At 60.8% G+C, this 18,091-nt stretch carries 14 protein-coding genes; all 14 read left to right on the top strand.

What is annotated here, in order from left to right; genetic code table 11:
* Positions 1-4: 4 nt before the first annotated feature.
* Positions 5-1,573 (top strand): flagellar hook-associated protein 3, encoded by a 1,569-nt coding sequence (locus F8N82_RS17185; protein WP_038996395.1) that lies wholly within the window; start codon positions 5-7, stop codon positions 1,571-1,573.
* A 71-nt stretch (positions 1,574-1,644) separates the two neighbouring features.
* Complete coding sequence (locus F8N82_RS17180) at positions 1,645-5,202, top strand: glycosyltransferase (protein WP_038996394.1); 3,558 nt, start codon at positions 1,645-1,647, stop codon at positions 5,200-5,202.
* A gap of 41 nt (positions 5,203-5,243) precedes the next feature.
* On the top strand, positions 5,244-8,060 hold the full coding sequence (locus F8N82_RS17175) for a glycosyltransferase (RefSeq protein ID WP_224793784.1): 2,817 nt from the start codon (positions 5,244-5,246) through the stop codon (positions 8,058-8,060).
* Positions 8,061-8,409: 349 nt separating this feature from the next.
* Positions 8,410-9,339 carry a ketoacyl-ACP synthase III gene (locus tag F8N82_RS17170; RefSeq protein ID WP_038996392.1) on the top strand — a complete coding sequence of 310 codons (930 nt, stop codon included), beginning with the start codon at positions 8,410-8,412 and terminating at the stop codon, positions 9,337-9,339.
* A 9-nt stretch (positions 9,340-9,348) separates the two neighbouring features.
* Complete coding sequence (locus tag F8N82_RS17165; protein ID WP_162195913.1) at positions 9,349-9,612, top strand: hypothetical protein; 264 nt, start codon at positions 9,349-9,351, stop codon at positions 9,610-9,612.
* Positions 9,596-10,444 carry a flagellin domain-containing protein gene (locus F8N82_RS17160; RefSeq protein ID WP_038996391.1) on the top strand — a complete coding sequence of 283 codons (849 nt, stop codon included), beginning with the start codon at positions 9,596-9,598 and terminating at the stop codon, positions 10,442-10,444. Before F8N82_RS17165 ends, F8N82_RS17160 begins: the two co-directional genes overlap by 17 nt.
* Positions 10,445-10,515: 71 nt before the next feature.
* On the top strand, positions 10,516-10,881 hold the full coding sequence (locus tag F8N82_RS17155; RefSeq protein ID WP_038996390.1) for a flagellar protein FlaG: 366 nt from the start codon (positions 10,516-10,518) through the stop codon (positions 10,879-10,881).
* Positions 10,882-10,952: 71 nt separating this feature from the next.
* The gene (fliD, locus tag F8N82_RS17150) at positions 10,953-12,356 is read left to right on the top strand and encodes a flagellar filament capping protein FliD (protein WP_038996388.1); all 1,404 of its coding nucleotides are present in this window, start codon (positions 10,953-10,955) and stop codon (positions 12,354-12,356) included.
* Between the two features lie 133 nt (positions 12,357-12,489).
* Complete coding sequence (gene fliS / locus F8N82_RS17145) at positions 12,490-12,885, top strand: flagellar export chaperone FliS (RefSeq protein ID WP_038996387.1); 396 nt, start codon at positions 12,490-12,492, stop codon at positions 12,883-12,885.
* Positions 12,886-12,894: 9 nt separating this feature from the next.
* A complete protein-coding gene (fliT, locus tag F8N82_RS17140) occupies positions 12,895-13,191 on the top strand; it encodes a flagellar protein FliT (protein ID WP_038996386.1) in 297 nt (98 codons plus the stop codon).
* 171 nt (positions 13,192-13,362) lie between these two features.
* A complete protein-coding gene (gene fleQ / locus F8N82_RS17135) occupies positions 13,363-14,838 on the top strand; it encodes a transcriptional regulator FleQ (protein ID WP_038996385.1) in 1,476 nt (491 codons plus the stop codon).
* Positions 14,839-15,042: 204 nt separating this feature from the next.
* Positions 15,043-16,254: a sensor histidine kinase gene (locus F8N82_RS17130; protein ID WP_038996384.1), complete on the top strand. Its 1,212-nt coding sequence runs from the start codon at positions 15,043-15,045 to the stop codon at positions 16,252-16,254.
* A complete protein-coding gene (locus tag F8N82_RS17125) occupies positions 16,254-17,630 on the top strand; it encodes a sigma-54-dependent transcriptional regulator (RefSeq protein WP_038996383.1) in 1,377 nt (458 codons plus the stop codon). The genes F8N82_RS17130 and F8N82_RS17125 overlap by 1 nt, the downstream gene beginning before the upstream one ends.
* A gap of 120 nt (positions 17,631-17,750) precedes the next feature.
* Entirely contained in the window at positions 17,751-18,077 is a 327-nt protein-coding gene (gene fliE, locus F8N82_RS17120; RefSeq protein WP_010224994.1) for a flagellar hook-basal body complex protein FliE, read from the top strand.
* Positions 18,078-18,091 lie beyond the last annotated feature (14 nt).

The following is an 18,091-nucleotide window of genomic DNA, read 5'->3' as shown; positions in this document are numbered from 1 at the left end:
GACCGTGCGTATCTCTACCGCCCAGTTCTATAACAACAGTACTTCGAACTATCAGCGCAACTTCGCCAAGGCTGTCGAATCCCAGCAGCAGGCCAGTGACATGCTGCGCATCCGTACCGCTGCCGATGATCCGGTTGGCGCTGCTCGCCTGCTGCAGCTTGAGCAGCAGAGCAACATGATCGACCAGTACAGCGGCAACATTGCCAGCCTGCGCACGAGCCTGAGCACGTCGGAAACCACCCTCAACAGCATCAACAACGTGCTGGCGCGGGTGAAGGAGCTGGCACTCAGCTCCGGCAGCGGCAACATGACCGACAAGGATCGCCTGGCCAACGCGCAAGAGCTGAACGAGCTGGAAGAGCAGCTGTTCAGCCTGATGAACAGCCGCGACGAGAACGGCAAGTACATTTTCTCGGGCTCGCGCGGCGATACCAAGCCGTTCGAGCGCAACGCCGATGGCACCTACTCGTACAAGGGCGACCAGGGCACCACCAGCCTGCAAGTCGGCGACATGCTCAGCGTTGCCTCCAACGAAAGCGGCTACAGCGTCTTCGAGCAGGCCCTCAATACCAGCCGCAGCCAGACTTCGTTGACCGCGCCGACCCCGGATGACGGGCGCGTCAGCCTGTCCAATGGCCAGGTGTCGGGAAGCACGACGTACAACGATCGCTTTCGCAGCGGCGAGCCCTACAAGGTCGAGTTCACCAGCAGCACGCAGTTCAAGATCACCGACGCCGGTGGTAACGACGTGACGCTGGAGGCCAGCAAAGGCGGTACTTTCGATCCCAAGGGCGACGATGACTACATCAGCTTTCGCGGTGTCGATCTGCGCATGGCCATCACCTTCAAGCCTGGCGATGAAGCCGACCCGGATGCCGCGATTGCCGGGCATACCTTTACCCTGGGTTCCAAGCCGGACGAGATCGGTGGTTCGCGCAGCCCCGGCAACACCTCCATGGCGCAGGTGGGCAGCGTGGTGATCGGCGACAAGGCCAAGTATGACGCCGCATTCCCAGGCGGCGGGGCGGTCATCAAGTTCAAGACGGCCACCACCTTCGATGTCTACGCACAACCGATGACAGCTGACAGTCGCCCGTTGGGCAGCGGTGATACCGCGGTCAGCCCGACCCGAGTCATGGGTGTCGACTTCACCTTCAGCGGCACGCCAGCGACGGGTGACCAGTTCTCGGTGCAGGTCAACAACCACCAGAACCAGAACGTGCTGGACACCATCAGGCAACTGCGCACCGCGCTGGAGAGCCCAGTCGATAAAGATCCGGTCGCCCGGCAGAATTTCCTCGCCTCGCTGGACTCGGCGATTGCCAACGTCGCCAGCGCTGGCGACAAGATCACCGAGTCGATCAGCTCGATCGGTGGCCGCGGCGCGGCACTGGACGTGCAGGCGGAGACCAACGAAGCGCTGCAGTCGGCCAACACCATTACGCAGAGCTCGATCCGTGAAGCCGATCCGGCTGAAGTACTGATTCGTCTGAACCTGCAACAGAACATGCTGCAAGCCTCGCAACTGGCCTTCAGCAAGCTTGCCGGCCTTGGTTTGTTCAACCGCCTCTGATTGATCCTTTCGCGTTGTATCTACCCGGGTGACGCCAGACGGCACCCGGGGCCTTCCCCAGGTCTGTGCCCATGAACGAACTGCCTCTCGTCAGCATCGCAATCCCCGCTTTCAACCCTGAATTCCTGACCCGAACCCTGATCAGTGCCATCTCCCAGCGCTACCCCAGTCTTGAGGTGATCGTCTGTGATGACAGTCAGGGCGACGAGATCAAGGCCATTTTCGATGAATGGGCCGGGCAGGCGAGTTGCGAGCTGCGCTATGTTCGCAATCCGCGCACCTTGGGTTTTGCCCGCAACCTGTTGACCTGCCTGGAGCAGGCACGCGGGACGTTCATCAAATTCCTTTGCGACGATGACTGGCTGGTGGACGGCTGTATCAGCCAGCAGGCGCAAGTGCTGATCGATTGCCCGCCCGTCAGCCTGGTGGTCAACCATCGGCTTATCTGCGCCGCGGATGAAACGCTGCTACCTGCGCGTCCAGCCAATTGCCTGCTGTCGCAGTGCAATGCGGTGATCAAGGGCAGTGACTTGCTGGCAGCCATCGAGTCCAACGTCGCGAACGTGTTCGGCGGGATCAGCCATGCGCTGATGCGCCGTGACCAGGTTCAGGAGTTTCTGCCTCAGTTGGTGCAAGAGGGTGAGGGCTTTCGCGCGCGGGTGGATTTCGCCCTGTACATTTGCCTGCTCAGTCGCGGGCACCTGGGTTACCTGATCTCGATGCTCAGTCTGGAGCGTATGCATCCGGGGCGCTTGAGCAACCATGCAAGCATGACCCTGGCATTCAAGACGGAAACCGAGTGGCTGACGCAGATGTTGACCTCGCGCTCTGGCGAGCCGGCGCCAGCGTCCGGCTGGCTGCGCTATCTGCCGATCGAGGATTTCCGGGCTGATGAGCAGGTGGCCTGGGAAGAGTTCGAGCTGACGCGCTTCTATGCTGGCCAGATTGCCGGTTTCCAGCAGCAGGTAGGCACTCGCAGCATGAGCTTTAACGAGCTCTATGACGAGTGGCTGGGGTGCCGCACGCTGTCGCCTGCGCAAATACGCTTGCTGCCCAAGCGTGTCGAGCAATGGCCTGTGCAGCCGCGTATCGCGGTAGTGGTGTTTGATGCCGAGAATGATCCCCAGGCGCTGAAAGCAACCCTGGCCAGCGTCGAGCAGCAGTCCTATGCCGCCAGCCAGGTCTGGGTGTTTGGTGTCGGACCACGGCAAGACGGGGTGGAGCATATTGCCTTGCGTGGCAACGGCTTCGAGCAGCTCAATCAGCGCCTCACCCAGGCCAGTGGCATCGACTGGGTCTTCTTGTTGCAGGCCGGTGATAACCTGCACCCTCATGCGCTGGTAATCATGGCTGAGCGCATGGCGCTGCAGGCAGGCCGCTATTGCCTTTACACCGATGAGGGCAGCGACGACGGCTTGCAGGCCAGTCAGCCTATTTTCAAACCGGACTTCAACCTCGACCTGATGCGCACCTTTCCCTATGTCGGGCGCATGCTTGCTTTCGAGCGAAGCCGGTTGCTCGAACAGGGTGGGTTTGCTCCCGAGTTCGACGTGCTGGCGCCCCAGGACATGCTCTGGCGTCTGGTTGAAACCCATGGTTTGCAGGCTGTCGGGCATGTGGCCGAGTTGCTGGTGCAGTGCCGCGAAGGCTATGCCCAATGGCAGTCCGATCCTGCCTGCGTCGCCCAGGCCTCCTCGGTGCTGAAGGCTCACCTGCAACGCCTGGGCGTGGTTGCTGATGTGGTCAGCGCCGATGAATCGATGCTCAGCCGCGTGCAGTATTTGCACAATGAAACCCCATTGGTATCGATCCTGATCGCTGCCGGGCAAGAGTTGAACCTACTGATACGCTGCGTCGAATCGATATTCGAGCATACCGCCTACCCCCACTATGAGCTGTTGTTGGCGGTGACAGGCGATGAGCCTGCGCACGTGTGCGACTGGATCGAGGCAATGCGCGGGCTTGGCAGCGATCAACTGCGCATCGTCCAGGTGGCCGGTCAAGCTGGCCCGCAGTTGTTCAATCAGGCCAGTGAGTACGCACGCGGTGCGTACCTGTTGCTGACCGATGTCGGCAGTGTGTTCTTCGACAAGCTCTGGCTGAGCGAAATGCTTGCGCAGGCGCAGCGCCCTGAAGTCGGGGTAGTGGGGCCCAAGCAGGTCAGTTCCACAGGCTTTGTGGTGAATGCGGGGCTGGTGCTCGGCCTGCATGGAGCGGTGGGTACGCCATTCATGGGTCAGCCTGCAGCCGCCAGTGGTTACATGAATCGGCTGATTGCCGTGCAGAACCTGAGCGCGGTGAGCGCCGACTGCCTGCTGGTACGCCGGGACATCTTCGTCGACCTGGGCGGCCTGGATGCCCAGGCGTTCGAGGCAGAACTGTTCGATGCCGACTTTTGCCTGCGCGTGCGCAACCATGGCTACCTGGTGGTCTGGACCCCCTATGCGCTGGTGGCCCGGCTGCCCGTTCGTGAATCGACCAAGGCCTCGGGCGAGGGGGGTGATCAGAACACTTTCTATGATCGCTGGTTGCCGAAGGTCGTCGATGACGCTGCCTACAACCGCAATCTCAGCCTGAAAATGTCCAGCTACAACCTTGAACCCGGATTGCGCGCGGGCTGGGATCCGTTCACTAGCCGCATCTTGCCGTATGTGATGGCGCTGCCGGTCAACAACACTGCCGTCGGCCATTACCGCGTCGCACAGCCGTTCACCGAACTGGAGAATGCAGGCTGGATCCAAGGGCAGATGGACTATGGAACCCCGAGCACGATTGTGTTGGGGCGCCACGAGCCCGATGTGATCATCCTGCAGTGCCGCTACATGCCGCAGTCGCTTAAGGACTTTGATCGCATTAAGCGCTACTCCAATGCGCGGCGAATCTACGAGCTTGATGATTACATCATCGATGTTCCAAAGAAGAACGCGCATAGCCGCAATATGCCGGACAACATGCGCGAAATGGTCAGCCGCGGCATTGCCATGTGCGACCGGGTGGTGGTGTCGACTGCGCCGTTGGCCGAGGCCTTGTCGAGCATGCACCACGATATTCGCGTGGTACCGAACATGCTCGCATCGCACCTGTGGACCGGGCTGAAAAGCCGCCGGCAGACCTCGATCAAGCCGCGGGTGGGTTGGGCCGGCGGCACCAGCCACCGAGGTGACCTGGAGTTGATCGTCGATGTGGTCAAGGAACTCGCCGACCAGGTCGACTGGGTGTTCTTCGGTATGTGCCCGGACCTGCTGCGTCCGTACATCAAGGAGTTTCACAGCGGCATTGCCCTGGCGTATTACCCGCAAAAGCTGGCCAGCCTCAACCTGGACCTGGCGGTGGCGCCACTGGAGTCGAACCTGTTCAACGATTGCAAGAGCAACCTGCGCTTGCTCGAGTATGGCGCCTGCGGGTTTCCAGTGGTGTGCGCCGACACCAAGGCGTACGAGGGCTATCTGCCGTGCACCCGGGTGATCGGCAACTCGCCGCAGGCGTGGCTGGAGGCGATTCGCATGCATCTGGCTGATCCCCAGGCCAGCTATCGCATGGGGGATGAGTTGCGCGAAGTGGTGCTGCGTGACTACGTACTGACCCAGGACAATCTGCAGCATTGGGCCAACGCCTGGTTGGCCGATTGACGAGCGCGGCCGGCAATGGTGCCGGCGCGAATCAGAACAACATGAGTATTGGGTGCGCTATGGGCGAAAAACAGATCGATTCGGCCGCAGGTGCGGAAGACCTCAGTATTGTCCTGCTGGGGCAGGACGATGCCGTTTACCGGGAGCGAGCCGGCTTTTACTACCGCGAGAACTTCCCGCGTCACGCTCTGTTCGAGGTTGCGGTGCAGGGCGCCACGGCCCAGAGCTGGCAGTCGCAACTGCTTGAGGTTCTGGAGCAGATCAGCACGCCGTTGGTGGTGTTGACGCCGGACAGCGACTTTCTTCTCGCCGATACCACTGCGCTGCTGGTGCAGGCTCTGGATAGCGCTGCGCAGTACCAGATGGCCCACGGTTATGCCCTGGGTTATCGCCCGGGCAGCAGTGAGGTGGCCTACCACAAGCAGGGTGGCGCGATTAAGCCGGACGGCGCAGCCGACAATGCTTACGAGCGCATTGCCTTGTACGCCGAACAAGGCGTGCAGGCATGGCGCTCGGTAGTCAGGGTCGAGGCCTTGAAGGCAGTAGTGCGCAGTGCGCCGACAAACCTCAGGTTCGATGCTTGGTGCGTGGCACTGTCCTTTGGCTTGCTGGCCCAAGGTGCGGCCAGGGTCGTTGAGCGAACCACCCTTGTCGCTGAGTATCGCCCCTGCGACCTTTCGCAACTGGTACGCGACGAGCAACAGGCCCTGGCGGTTCGCCAGATTCGCCAATGGGATGCCGAACAGGGCGCGGTGTGTGCCGACGCCAAGGGTTTTGAAGCCCTGACGGCGTTGGTCGGCAATACCAGCGCAGGGCGTGAGTGGCCGCGGCTGTTCATTTCCCGCTGGGCCGGTGTGAAGGATGCGCCGTTGTGTGTATTCGAGCCTGTGCAGTATGTTGCGATGCCGTACTACAGCGCGCCGTTGTTCGAGCAACTGCAAAGCCTCGAGTTCCTCCTGCACGCCTGGCCAGCCGGCAAGGTCCACGGCGAGTCGCTGGAGGGTATCTGGGTTCAGCAGCAGGCATTGATGGTCCGGCATCCGAATGACAGCGCCGAAAGTCTCAAGGCGCGTTACTGGCAAGCCTTTGAACTGGGTGCATTCAATCCTGCTGTCTGCCATAACCTGCTCGGCGCGTTGGGGGGTGACGAAGAGCAAGACTTCAAGCCTCATCTGCACCGTTGGGCGGAGCAACTCGATCAGTTGCCTGCGACAGATCTGCAAGCACGGTTGGCGGCATCGCCTTCGGGCCAAGTGCTCGCGGCCATTGCTGCGGCAACGCCGGACAGCAACGCTCGTCAGCGTATTCAGGCCCACCTGGGCGCGATCCAGTCGCCACAGATTGCCTTCCTGGTCGTGGATCTGGACGACAACGACACCGCCCTGCAAGCTACCTTCGACAGCTTGCTGGCCAGCGGCTTACGCAATTTCAAGATCGTGGTGTTCAAGGCAGGTGCGTTGCCAGCCATTACCACCGCGAAGGATACGCTGCATTTCATCCGCGTCACGGCGAGCAACCTGGTCGCCCACCTCAATCAGGTGGTGGGGCAGCTGTCCAGTGAATGGCTGCTGCAGCTGCAGGCGGGTGACGTGCTGACGCCCGGCGGGCTGCTGCGTCTGCAGGTGGAGTTGTCCACCGCGCAAGGCTGTCAGGCCATCTGCGCCAACGAAGTCCAGCGTGATGACCAGGGGCGTTTGCTCAGTGTGGTGCGTCCGGGGGCTAACCTGGACCTGTTGCGCGCGCGTCCGGACTTGATGTCTCGCCATTGGCTGGTGCGTCGCGAAAGCGTCGTCGAGTTGGGCGGGTTCAGCGAGGCCTGCCCGGCGGCCCTGGAATTCGATCTGTTGCTGCGTCTGGTTGAGCACAATGGCATCGCCGGCCTGGCCCATCTGGACGAGTACCTGGTCATTGGTCAACAGGCGACCGAGGCAATGCGCATCGATGCCCTGGCAACGCTCAAGCGTCATTTGAACGTGATCGGTTACCGAGGTCAGGTCAGTGAGGGGCGAGATGGCACCTTGCAGATCGACTTCCGTCACCCAACCACGCCTCAGGTCAGTATTTTGCTGTCGATCGACTCTGATCTTGAACAGCTCAAGCGCTGCCTGGCGAGCATCGTCCAGCGCACCCGCTATGCCCGTTATGAAGTGATCGTGATGGCCGACGCGGCCAGCGCTGAAGCGACAGCGGCCAGCCTTGGCAGTCTTCAGGGGCTGGGTGGTCGGGTGAAACTGATGGCCAGCGAATTTGCCGGCACCCGGGCCGAGAGGGTCAAGATGGCGGCCAAGCAAGCCCAGGGCGACTACCTGGTGCTGATGTCCAGCCGCTGTCAGGTGGTGACGCCGGCCTGGATCGAAGCCTTGCTCAACCAGGCGCAGCGCCCTGAAGTGGGTGTGGTCGGTTGCCAGATGCATGATGACAATGGCTTGATCACTCACGGCGGCTACGAGTTGCTGGTCAGCCAGCAGGTGCGTGGCGCCTGGCAGGGGGTAGCGCGTCAGGCACCGTTGGCAGTATTGGGTCTGGCGGCGGTGCGCAGTTGCCAAGCGGTATCCGCTGATTGCCTGATGATCGCCAAGGCGTTGCTGGAGCAGTGTGCTGGCCTGGATGCAATTGAAGGGGCCGATGTCGATCTGTGCCTGAAGGTTGGCCAGGCGGGTCAGTTGGTACTGTGGACACCGCAAGCGCAAATGCTCAACGCCGGTGTTCCGACTCTGGACGCCCAGGCATTGAACGCTCGTTGGCCGGCCGCGTTCAGCACCCGGGTGGAGCTTGATCTGCACAACGCTGTGGATATCTCTCGCCTGCCCGCCGCTGGCATGTCGGCTGAATTGGAGTGGCTGGCCGAACTGGCCTGACCGCAGTGTACAAAAGCCGGGCCATGGGCCCGGCTTTTTCGATCCTGCTCGCAGCATCGGCCAGTCGGGGTGCAACGCCCCGCACAATGGTCGATTGACAACGGCGCAGTTGCCCCGGGTTTTCCGCGCAGCCGCTCAAATCTCCGTCTGTTTGCCCTCCGTTTCGGGACTGGTCGTCGTTTTGTGTTGAGTAATGATTGTGCAACAGTGACTTGGCAGTCGAAACGGGCATCTTTAATCTATTGAGTCGTCGGGCGGTACTGGCGGGCGGGGTGTGCGCAGGCTCGCAAGCCCTTGGTTACCAGGTTCCAGTGCCCGTGAAAATCCGCATATCTATCGGGAAGCCACAATGATTGGCATCAAAAGCATTGCGAGTTACGTACCAGTCGAGGGTGTGGACAACTACGCCCAGGGTGCGAAGTTCGCCAAGGATCAAGAGTTCATTCTCGGCAAGATCGGTTCGACCTTCTTGCCGCGCAAGGACGCAGGCCAGGAAACCTCCGACCTGTGTGTGGAGGCGGTCAAGGCCCTGTTCGCTGCCAATCCGAGCCTGATGCCTGAATCCATCGATGCGCTGATCGTCGTTACCCAGAATGGCGACGAAGAAGGTTTGCCACACACCGCCGCCATCGTCCAGGACAAGCTCGGGCTGCCAACGCACGTGGCGGCCTTCGATATTTCCCTGGGCTGCTCGGGCTATGTCTATGGCCTGTACGCAATGAAAGGCTTCATGGAGGCGGCGGGGCTGAAAAACGGTCTGCTGATTACCGCTGACCCGTATTCGAAGATCGTCGATCCGCAAGATCGCAATACCACCATGCTCTTTGGTGATGCCGCGACCGTGACCTGGATGGGCGAGGGCGCCCAATGGCAATTGGGCAAGGCCAAGTTCGGTACCGATGGTGGCGGCGCTGCGCACCTGAAGGTCAGTGACGGCGTGTTCTTCATGAACGGTCGCCAGGTGTTCAACTTTGCCTTGCTCAAAGTGCCTGCGCATTTGCATGAACTGTTGGGCGAAAGCCAGTTGGCACCGGCGGATATCGACCTGTTCTGCATTCACCAGGGCAGTGCGGCAATTGTCGATGCCGTCGCCCGTCGTTTCGAAGACGACCCGGACAAGTTCGTCAAGGATATGGTCGAGACCGGTAACACCGTGTCGTCGAGTATCCCGCTGCTGCTGGAGAAGCACGTGCTGGGCTCGCAGCACAAGCGCGTGGCCCTGAGCGGTTTTGGCGTTGGCTTGTCGTGGGGCTCGGCGATCATTGAGCGTAAGGACTGATTTCAGTCTTTGCCTGTAAATAAAGCGCTGCCGGTTGCACCGGTGGCGCTTTTTTTATCTGTGGCATTAATTAGGGGGTGTTTTTCTGGCGTCAAACCCTTGATTTCATTGGGGTGGCAGGGTGCCATTAAAAAATTTGCAAAAAGCCCTAAAGCAACCGCGCCAGACGACGATAACTATTACGAAGGTTCTCTAGGCCACACCCGGCGGATGCCAGGGCCGGAAGCCGCAGTATCCCAAACACGAGGAATTCGTCATGGCATTAACCGTTAACACCAACACTACCTCCCTGGGCGTTCAGAAGAACCTGAACCGCGCTTCCGACGCTCTGAGCACCTCGATGAGCCGTCTGTCCTCCGGCCTGAAAATCAACAGCGCCAAAGACGACGCCGCTGGCCTGCAGATCGCTACCCGTATGACCTCGCAAATCCGCGGTCAGACCATGGCAATCAAAAACGCCAACGACGGTGTTTCGATCGCCCAGACCGCTGAAGGCGCGATGCAAGAGCAGACCAACATTCTGCAGCGTATGCGTGAACTGGCTCTGCAATCGCGAAACGACTCGAACGACTCGGTCAACCGTACTTCCCTGGACAAAGAGTTCAAGGAAATGGCGGCGGAACTGACCCGTATCGCTCAGTCCACCCAGCTGAACGGCAAGAACCTGCTGGACGGTTCGGCTAGCGTCATGACCTTCCAGGTTGGTTCCAACACTGGCGGCGAAAACCAGATCAAGATCGACCTGACCGGCAAGTTCCTGGCCAGCGACCTGGGTATCACCAGCGCCATCACCATCGCCGGTAGCGACAGCGCCACTGCTGAAACCAACTTCTCGGCTGCCATGGTTGCAATCGACAAGGCTGTTGCCACCATCGGTGACTCCCGCGCTGCGCTGGGTGCTGTACAAAACCGTATGACCAGCACCATCAACAACCTGCAAAACATCAACGAGAACGCCGAAGCTGCTCGTGGTCGCGTACAAGATACCGACTTCGCCGCTGAAACCGCTCAGATGACCAAGCAGCAAACTCTGCAACAAGCTTCGACTTCGGTTCTGGCCCAGGCCAACCAACTGCCGTCGGCGGTACTGAAGCTGCTGGGCTAATCGCCTAGTGGTTTACGGCGGGGGAGTGCATCTATGGTGCTCCTCCGCCTTTTGCATTGAGAGGTGGTGACATGGATATGAGCGTCAAGCTGAACCTGTCGTACCCGACGGTGAAGCCGGTCGAACCGACCACCGAACGCCCAGCGGCCAAGCCCGTTGCGGCTGTTGAAGCCATCACGCCAGCCAGGGATGCCGCCGACAAGGGCCTGTCCGAAGCTGAGAAGGTCAAGAGCGCGGTCAAGGACATCGAGAAGTTCCTTGCGTCATCGCGACGTAACCTTGAATTTTCCACGGATGAAGAATCCGGCCGAATTGTAGTAAAAGTCATCGCCAGTGAGACCGGAGAGCTGATCCGCCAACTTCCTTCGGAAGAGGCGTTGAAGATCGCTCACAGTCTCAGCGATGTAAACAGCCTGCTGTTCAATGCCAAGGCCTGAAACTGGCAGCTGAACCGCAAGTTCGCTAGTCTGGCAAGGCTAGGGCGGCGCGTAACCATGAGGGAGTAGCAATGGCGAGTACAATTTTACCGAGTCTGGGGCTGGGTTCCGGCGTAGACATCAACAAGATCGTTGATGTGCTCGTCAAGGCAGATACTGATCCCAAGGCGAATCAGATCAAGCGCCAGACCGCCAACAACACGGCCATGCTTTCCGGTGTAGCGTCGCTCAAGAGTGCGCTTTCTGTGTATCAGGAAGCGATGAAAAAGCTCAATGATCCGAAAGCGCCGTCGTTCAATGCCTACACGGCGACCTCCAGCAGTGATACCGCGGTCAAGGCGACCTCGAACAACACTGCGGTGCCCGGTACTTACTCGGTCCTGGTCGAGCAGCTCGCCACTTCGTCCAAAGTGGCCAGTCAGAACTTTGCCGGGGGTGCCGGCACGACGATCCCTGAAGGCGATCTGACCATCACCCAGGACGGTGTAACCCATACCGTGAAGGTCGGCCCGGGTGCGACCCTGCAGACGGTGCGCGACTCGATTAACACTTCGCTGGCCGAGAAAGGCATCAGTGCCAACATCGTCAACGGCAAGGATGGCTCGCGCCTGGTGTTCAGTTCCACCAAGACCGGTGCGGGCACCGACATTTCGGTCGATGGCATTGCCGAGCTGAAAATCAACGGCACTCAGCAATTGTCGGGTGATGGTGCCGGGTTTATCGGCAAGATTGCCCAGGACGCCAAGCTGACCATCGATGGTCTGCCGGTTACCAGCAAGACCAATACCGTTGATGGTGCGATCAGTGGCATGAGCCTGGAATTGCTCCAGGAAGCCGGGCCCGACAAAAAGGCTATCACGGTCACTGTTGGTGAAAACACCGAAGGCCTTAAGACTTCGGTCAAAGCCTTTGTCGATGCCTACAACACCCTGGTCAAGGCAGCCAATGCCCTGACGGCGGTGTCGAAGGACAAAGATGGCAACACCGTGCTCGGGCCGCTGACCAGCGATCCGACCACCCGCTCGTTGCTGTCCGACCTGCGCAAGCAACTGACTACCGCGTCCGGTAGCGGTCGTCTGACCACCCTCAGCCAGCTGGGTATCAACACCGCCAAGGACGGTACCCTGGAGTTCAACTCCACCAAGTACGACGCGGCGATGAAGGATAAAAAGCTCGGCCCTGACGTGCAGGCGCTGTTCACCGGTACCGATGGCGTGTTCGCGAACATGAACAAGGCTGTCGAGCCGTACCTGCAGACGGGCGGCATCCTCGATACGCGCAAGGCCGGTCTGGACAAGCTGCAAAAGGACCTCTCCGACCAGCAGTTGGCGCTTGATCGTCGTATCAAATCGCTCACCGAGTCGCTGAGCAAGCGCTACGTGGCCATGGATACCCTGGTCGGCAAGCTCGAAGCCCAGCGCAAGAACATTGCCTCGATGTTCGCCTCGATCGAGGCGCAGCAGAAGAACTCCTGATCGATCGGTTCGCCAGAAGCCCGGCAGTACCCTCATGGGGTCTCCGGGCTTTTTGCTGTGGGCGCTAAAGTTTTTTGACGCGCAGGCGATATAAGCGGTATACGAAACCTTTTTTGCGGTGACGAGGTAGAACATGAATCCGATGTTGGCCCTTCGGCAGTATCAGAAAGTCAACGGCGTGGCCCAGACCTCTGTGGCCAGCCCGCATCGTCTGGTGCAGATGCTGATGCAGGGTGGCCTTGATCGCATTGCCCAGGCCAAGGGCGCCATGGCGCGTAACGACGTAGCTCAGCGCGGTATCCTGATTGGCAAGGCGATCGGTATCGTCGGCGGTTTGCGTGAAGGTCTGGACCTGGAAAACCATGCTGACTCGCTGGCCGATCTGGATAACCTGTATTCGTACATGAGCAAGCGCCTGGTCGAGGCGAACGTGCAGAACGATCCGGAAATCCTCAACGAAGTGGCGCGTCTGCTGATTACCGTCAAGGAAGGCTGGGACGCGATCGGCGATCAACTCGCCGACGCCTAGGAGATTGCAATGAGTGTCGTGCTCGAACGTATCGAACAAACCCGCGAGGCATTGCTGGGTGCCCTGGCCAGTCGTGACTGGGAGGCGATCAGCGAGCTCGACGTCAGTTGCCGCCTGTGCGTGGACGATGTGCTGGCCGAAGCGTCGGTCGATGAGGCGACGCTGCGCGGCAAGCTCGAGGAGCTGCTGGGCGTTTACAGGGAATTAATTGAGGTTGCAAGTGGGGAGCGTCAATCAATAGTCGATGAGATGACGCAGATCCGACAAGCCAAAAACGCGGCAAAGGTATACCATTTGTTCAGCTGAAACTGGGCAAAACCAAAAAGCAGTGCGCCATAAATTTGACTATGTACGGTTTTTTGACTTAACTAGTGGCTGTTTTCTAATTTCAGACGTCCGAACACTGACCGTTCAGTCGGAATGATGTCGAGCTTGCCCTTACAAGGGCGCCGAGATGACTAGGGAAGTTGTTATTGCATGTGGCGTGAAACCAAAATTCTCCTGATCGATGACGATAGCGCTCGCCGCCGTGATCTGGCGGTAGTGTTGAATTTTCTTGGCGAAGAAAATTTGCCCTGCTCGAGCCATGACTGGCAGCAGGTTGTCGAGTCGTTGTCATCCAGTCGTGAAGTGCTCTGTGTCCTGATCGGGACCGTGAATGCTCCGGCAAGTCTGATGGGCTTGCTTAAGACAGTGGCTGGGTGGGATGAGTTCCTTCCGGTTCTGCTTCTGGGTGAAATTTCTTCTGCCGAGCTGCCGGACGACCTGCGCCGTCGCGTTCTTTCCAACCTTGAAATGCCGCCGAGCTACAGCAAGTTGCTCGATTCGCTGCACCGTGCCCAGGTCTATCGCGAGATGTACGACCAGGCCCGCGAGCGCGGCCGCCAGCGCGAGCCCAACCTGTTCCGCAGCCTGGTCGGTACCAGCCGGGCCATCCAGCACGTGCGGCAGATGATGCAGCAGGTGGCCGACACCGACGCCAGCGTACTGATTCTCGGTGAGTCGGGCACGGGCAAGGAAGTGGTTGCGCGTAATCTGCACTATCACTCCAAGCGCCGCGAAGCGCCGTTCGTGCCGGTCAACTGCGGGGCGATTCCGGCCGAGCTGCTTGAAAGCGAACTGTTCGGTCACGAGAAGGGCGCCTTTACCGGGGCGATCACCAGCCGTGCCGGGCGTTTCGAACTGGCCAACGGCGGTACCCTGTTCCTCGACGAAATCGGCGACATGCCGTTGCCGATGCAGGTCAAGCTGCTGCGCGTGCTGCAGGAGCGCACCTTCGAGCGCGTGGGCAGCAACAAGACCCAGAGCATCGATGTGCGCATCATCGCCGCGACCCACAAGAACCTCGAAAGCATGATCGAGGTGGGTACCTTCCGCGAAGACCTGTACTACCGCCTCAACGTTTTCCCCATCGAGATGGCCCCGCTGCGCGAGCGCGTCGAGGACATTCCGCTGCTGATGAACGAGCTGATCTCGCGGATGGAGCACGAGAAGCGCGGTTCGATCCGCTTCAACTCGGCGGCAATCATGTCGCTGTGCCGGCACGGCTGGCCGGGCAACGTTCGCGAGCTGGCCAACCTGGTCGAGCGCATGGCGATCATGCACCCGTACGGGGTGATTGGCGTGTCGGAGCTGCCGAAGAAATTCCGCTACGTCGACGACGAAGACGAGCAACTGGTTGACAGCCTGCGTTCGGACCTGGAAGAGCGTGTGGCCATCAACGGCCATACGCCGAACTTCGCCAGCCACGCGATGCTGCCGCCCGAAGGCCTGGACCTCAAGGACTACCTCGGTGGGCTTGAGCAGGGCCTGATCCAGCAGGCGCTGGATGATGCCAACGGTATCGTCGCCCGTGCCGCCGAGCGCCTGCGCATCCGCCGTACCACCCTGGTGGAAAAAATGCGCAAGTACGGCATGAGCCGTCGCGAAGGGGATGAACAGGCGGAGGATTGACGCCTGTGTAGCCATGATGGGTCGCGCAACGCGCTCATCATGGCTAATAACCCTATCTTTTAAGGGGCTGTAACGCCCGCCCCATCGGCCTTTGCCGCCGCCCCGCAGCTTCGCTCGCAACCCTTTCCAAACTATCCGGCACGGCTATTGCTATATCGCTGACACCATACCGTTTTATGACGGTCAGCCACGCGAGAGAGCACGATGCCCCAGGTCGCCACCATCTCCTGTGTCCCTGAACCGAAGGGGCCGAACGCCGCCGAGCAGGAAAGCCGTCTTGGCCTCGAGCAGGCTTTTGCCATGTTCGATCAGGTGTCCAGCCAGCTCAGTGAATCCTACAGTCTGCTCGAAGCCCGGGTCACCGAGCTCAAGGGCGAGCTGGCGGTGGTCAGTGCCCAGCGCATGGCCGAGCTTGCCGAGAAGGAGCGCCTGGCCAACCGTCTGCAGAATTTGCTGGCGCTGTTGCCGGGCGGGGTCATCGTCATCGATGGCCTGGGCCGGGTGCGCGAGGCCAATCCTGCGGCCAGCGACTTGCTTGGCGAGCCGCTGGTGGGCGAGTTGTGGCGTGAGGTGATCGCTCGCAGTTTTGCCCCGCGCGAAGATGACGGCCACGAAGTGTCGTTGCGTGATGGCCGGCGCTTGTCGATTGCCACCCGTTCGCTGGACGCCGAGCCCGGGCAGCTGGTATTGCTCAATGACCTGACCGAAACCCGTCACCTGCAAGACCAACTGGCTCGCCACCAGCGTTTGTCCTCCTTGGGGCGCATGGTGGCGTCCCTGGCCCACCAGATCCGCACGCCCTTGTCGGCGGCCATGCTCTATGCCAGTCACCTGGCCGAGCAGAGCCTGCCGGTGGAAACCCAGCAGCGTTTCGCCGGCAACCTCAAGGAGCGCCTGCACGAACTGGAGCACCAGGTGCGTGACATGCTGGTGTTTGCCCGTGGCGAGTTGCCGCTGACCGATCGACTGACGCCCAAGGCCCTGTTCCAGGCCCTGCAGCAGGCCGCGCAGACCCATGTCCAGGGGCATGCGGTGCGCTGGCAGTGCGACAGTCACTTGGGGGAGCTGCTGTGCAACCGCGACACCCTGGTCGGCGCCATGCTCAACCTGATCGAGAACGCCCTGCAGGCCAGTGGCGAGCCTGCGCGACTCAAAGTTCACCTGTACCGGCGCGAGCAGGTCCTGCACCTGTGCATCAGCGATGCCGGTGCCGGTATCGACAGTGCCTTGCTGGTACGCCTGGGTGAGCCGTTCCTGACCACCAAGGCCACCGGCACCGGGCTCGGCCTGGCGGTGGTCAAGGCCGTGGCAAGGGCTCACCAGGGCAGTTTGCAAATACGTTCGCGACCCGGTCGCGGCACCTGTGCACGGATCAGCCTGCCGCTGATCGGCGCGCAGCCGGCGGAGACAGAGTAATGAAAGCAATCAAGGTGCTGCTGGTCGAAGATGACCGCGCGCTGAGGCAGGCACTGGCCGACACCCTGGAGCTGGGCGGCTTTGCCTATCAGGCCGTGGGTTCGGCCGAAGAGGCACTGGAAGTGGTCGCCGGCGAGGCATTCAGCCTGGTGGTCAGTGATGTGAACATGCCAGGCATGGACGGGCACCAGTTGCTGGCCTTGCTGCGTGCGCGCCAGCCGCAGTTGCCGGTATTGCTGATGACCGCGCATGCCGCCGTCGAGCGTGCGGTCGAGGCCATGCGCCAGGGCGCGGCCGATTACCTGGTCAAGCCGTTCGAGCCCAAGGCCTTGCTTGAGCTGGTGGCACGTCACGCCCTGGGTGTGGTCGGCGCTGGCGAAGGTGAAGGGCCGGTGGCGCGCGAGCCTGCCAGTGCGCAGTTGCTGGAGCTGGCGGCGCGGGTCGCGCGCAGTGACTCGACCGTGCTGATCTCGGGCGAGTCCGGCACCGGCAAAGAGGTGCTGGCGCGCTACATTCACCAGCAATCGTTGCGCGCCGAGCAGCCGTTCGTGGCGATCAACTGTGCGGCGATCCCGGACAACATGCTCGAAGCCACCCTGTTCGGTCACGAGAAGGGCTCGTTCACTGGCGCTATTGCCGCCCAGGCCGGCAAGTTCGAGCAGGCCGACGGCGGCACCTTGCTGCTCGACGAGATTTCCGAAATGCCCCTGGGCCTGCAGGCCAAGCTGTTGCGGGTGCTGCAGGAGCGTGAAGTGGAGCGGGTCGGTGGGCGCAAGCCGATTGCCCTGGATATTCGCGTGGTCGCCACCACCAACCGTGACCTGGCTGGCGAAGTGGCGGCGGGGCGTTTTCGTGAAGACCTGTTCTATCGCCTGTCGGTGTTCCCGCTGGCATGGAAGCCGCTGCGCGAGCGTAGCGCCGATATTCTGCCGCTGGCCGAGCGCTTGCTGGCGCGCCACGTCAATAAAATGAAGCACGCGCAGGTGTGCCTGTCGCCTGAGGCCCAGGCCTGCCTGCAGGGCTATGCCTGGCCGGGCAACGTGCGCGAGCTCGACAACGCCATCCAGCGGGCCTTGATCCTGCAGCAGGGCGGGGTAATCGAGGCGGCGGATTTCTGTCTTGCCGGCGTCTTGCCGATGTTCGCCGCAGCGCCTGTAGCGACAGTCGCACCGATCGAGGCCGAGGCCGCAGGCGGTCTGGGCGATGACATGCGCCGTCATGAGTTTCAGATGATCATCGATACCCTGCGTGCCGAGCGCGGCCGCCGCAAGGAGGCTGCCGAGCGCCTGGGCATCAGCCCGCGCACCCTGCGCTACAAGCTGGCGCAGATGCGTGATGCCGGTATGGATGTCGAGGCCAGCCTGTACGCCAGCTGACCAGTTATTGAATTAGAGTTTTTGTTCGGGCTGCGGGCAGAGCTGGCACTCTTGTTGCTATGTCCTGCCTATCCGCTGCGTGAGTGTCAAAAAAATGCGGGCCGTCGGAGAGAGAAGTCCATGAGCCAAGGTGTTGAATTTAATCGATTGATGTTGGACATGCGGGCCATGCAAATGGACGCCATGTCGATGCCGAAGGCTGCCGCCGCGCCTGAGCTCGGTTCGAGCAATTTTGCCGATATGCTGGGGCAGGCCATCAACAAGGTCAGCGACACCCAGCAAGCCTCCACGCAGTTGGCGAATGCCTTCGAGATCGGTAAAAGTGGCGTAGACCTCACCGACGTAATGATCGCTTCGCAGAAAGCCAGCGTGTCGTTCCAGGCCTTGACCCAGGTGCGCAACAAGCTGGTGCAGGCCTATCAAGACATCATGCAGATGCCGGTATAAGGGCGAGATTGAGT

The organism is Pseudomonas fluorescens (assembly GCF_902497775.2).
GTDB lineage: Bacteria > Pseudomonadota > Gammaproteobacteria > Pseudomonadales > Pseudomonadaceae > Aquipseudomonas > Aquipseudomonas putida_F.
This window is presented reverse-complemented; position numbering and strand designations above follow the sequence as displayed.

Excerpts from the sequence above, each read along its gene's own strand:
- F8N82_RS17180 (WP_038996394.1), top strand. The coding sequence starts at position 1,645 with ATGAACGAACTGCCTCTCGTCAGCATCGCAATCCCCGCTTTCAACCCT.
- F8N82_RS17175 (WP_224793784.1), top strand. The coding sequence starts at position 5,244 with ATGAGTATTGGGTGCGCTATGGGCGAAAAACAGATCGATTCGGCCGCA.
- F8N82_RS17170 (WP_038996392.1), top strand. The coding sequence starts at position 8,410 with ATGATTGGCATCAAAAGCATTGCGAGTTACGTACCAGTCGAGGGTGTG.
- F8N82_RS17160 (WP_038996391.1), top strand. The coding sequence starts at position 9,596 with ATGGCATTAACCGTTAACACCAACACTACCTCCCTGGGCGTTCAGAAG.
- F8N82_RS17155 (WP_038996390.1), top strand. The coding sequence starts at position 10,516 with ATGGATATGAGCGTCAAGCTGAACCTGTCGTACCCGACGGTGAAGCCG.
- fliD (WP_038996388.1), top strand. The coding sequence starts at position 10,953 with ATGGCGAGTACAATTTTACCGAGTCTGGGGCTGGGTTCCGGCGTAGAC.
- fliS (WP_038996387.1), top strand. The coding sequence starts at position 12,490 with ATGAATCCGATGTTGGCCCTTCGGCAGTATCAGAAAGTCAACGGCGTG.
- fliT (WP_038996386.1), top strand. The coding sequence starts at position 12,895 with ATGAGTGTCGTGCTCGAACGTATCGAACAAACCCGCGAGGCATTGCTG.
- fleQ (WP_038996385.1), top strand. The coding sequence starts at position 13,363 with ATGTGGCGTGAAACCAAAATTCTCCTGATCGATGACGATAGCGCTCGC.
- F8N82_RS17130 (WP_038996384.1), top strand. The coding sequence starts at position 15,043 with ATGCCCCAGGTCGCCACCATCTCCTGTGTCCCTGAACCGAAGGGGCCG.
- F8N82_RS17125 (WP_038996383.1), top strand. The coding sequence starts at position 16,254 with ATGAAAGCAATCAAGGTGCTGCTGGTCGAAGATGACCGCGCGCTGAGG.
- fliE (WP_010224994.1), top strand. The coding sequence starts at position 17,751 with ATGAGCCAAGGTGTTGAATTTAATCGATTGATGTTGGACATGCGGGCC.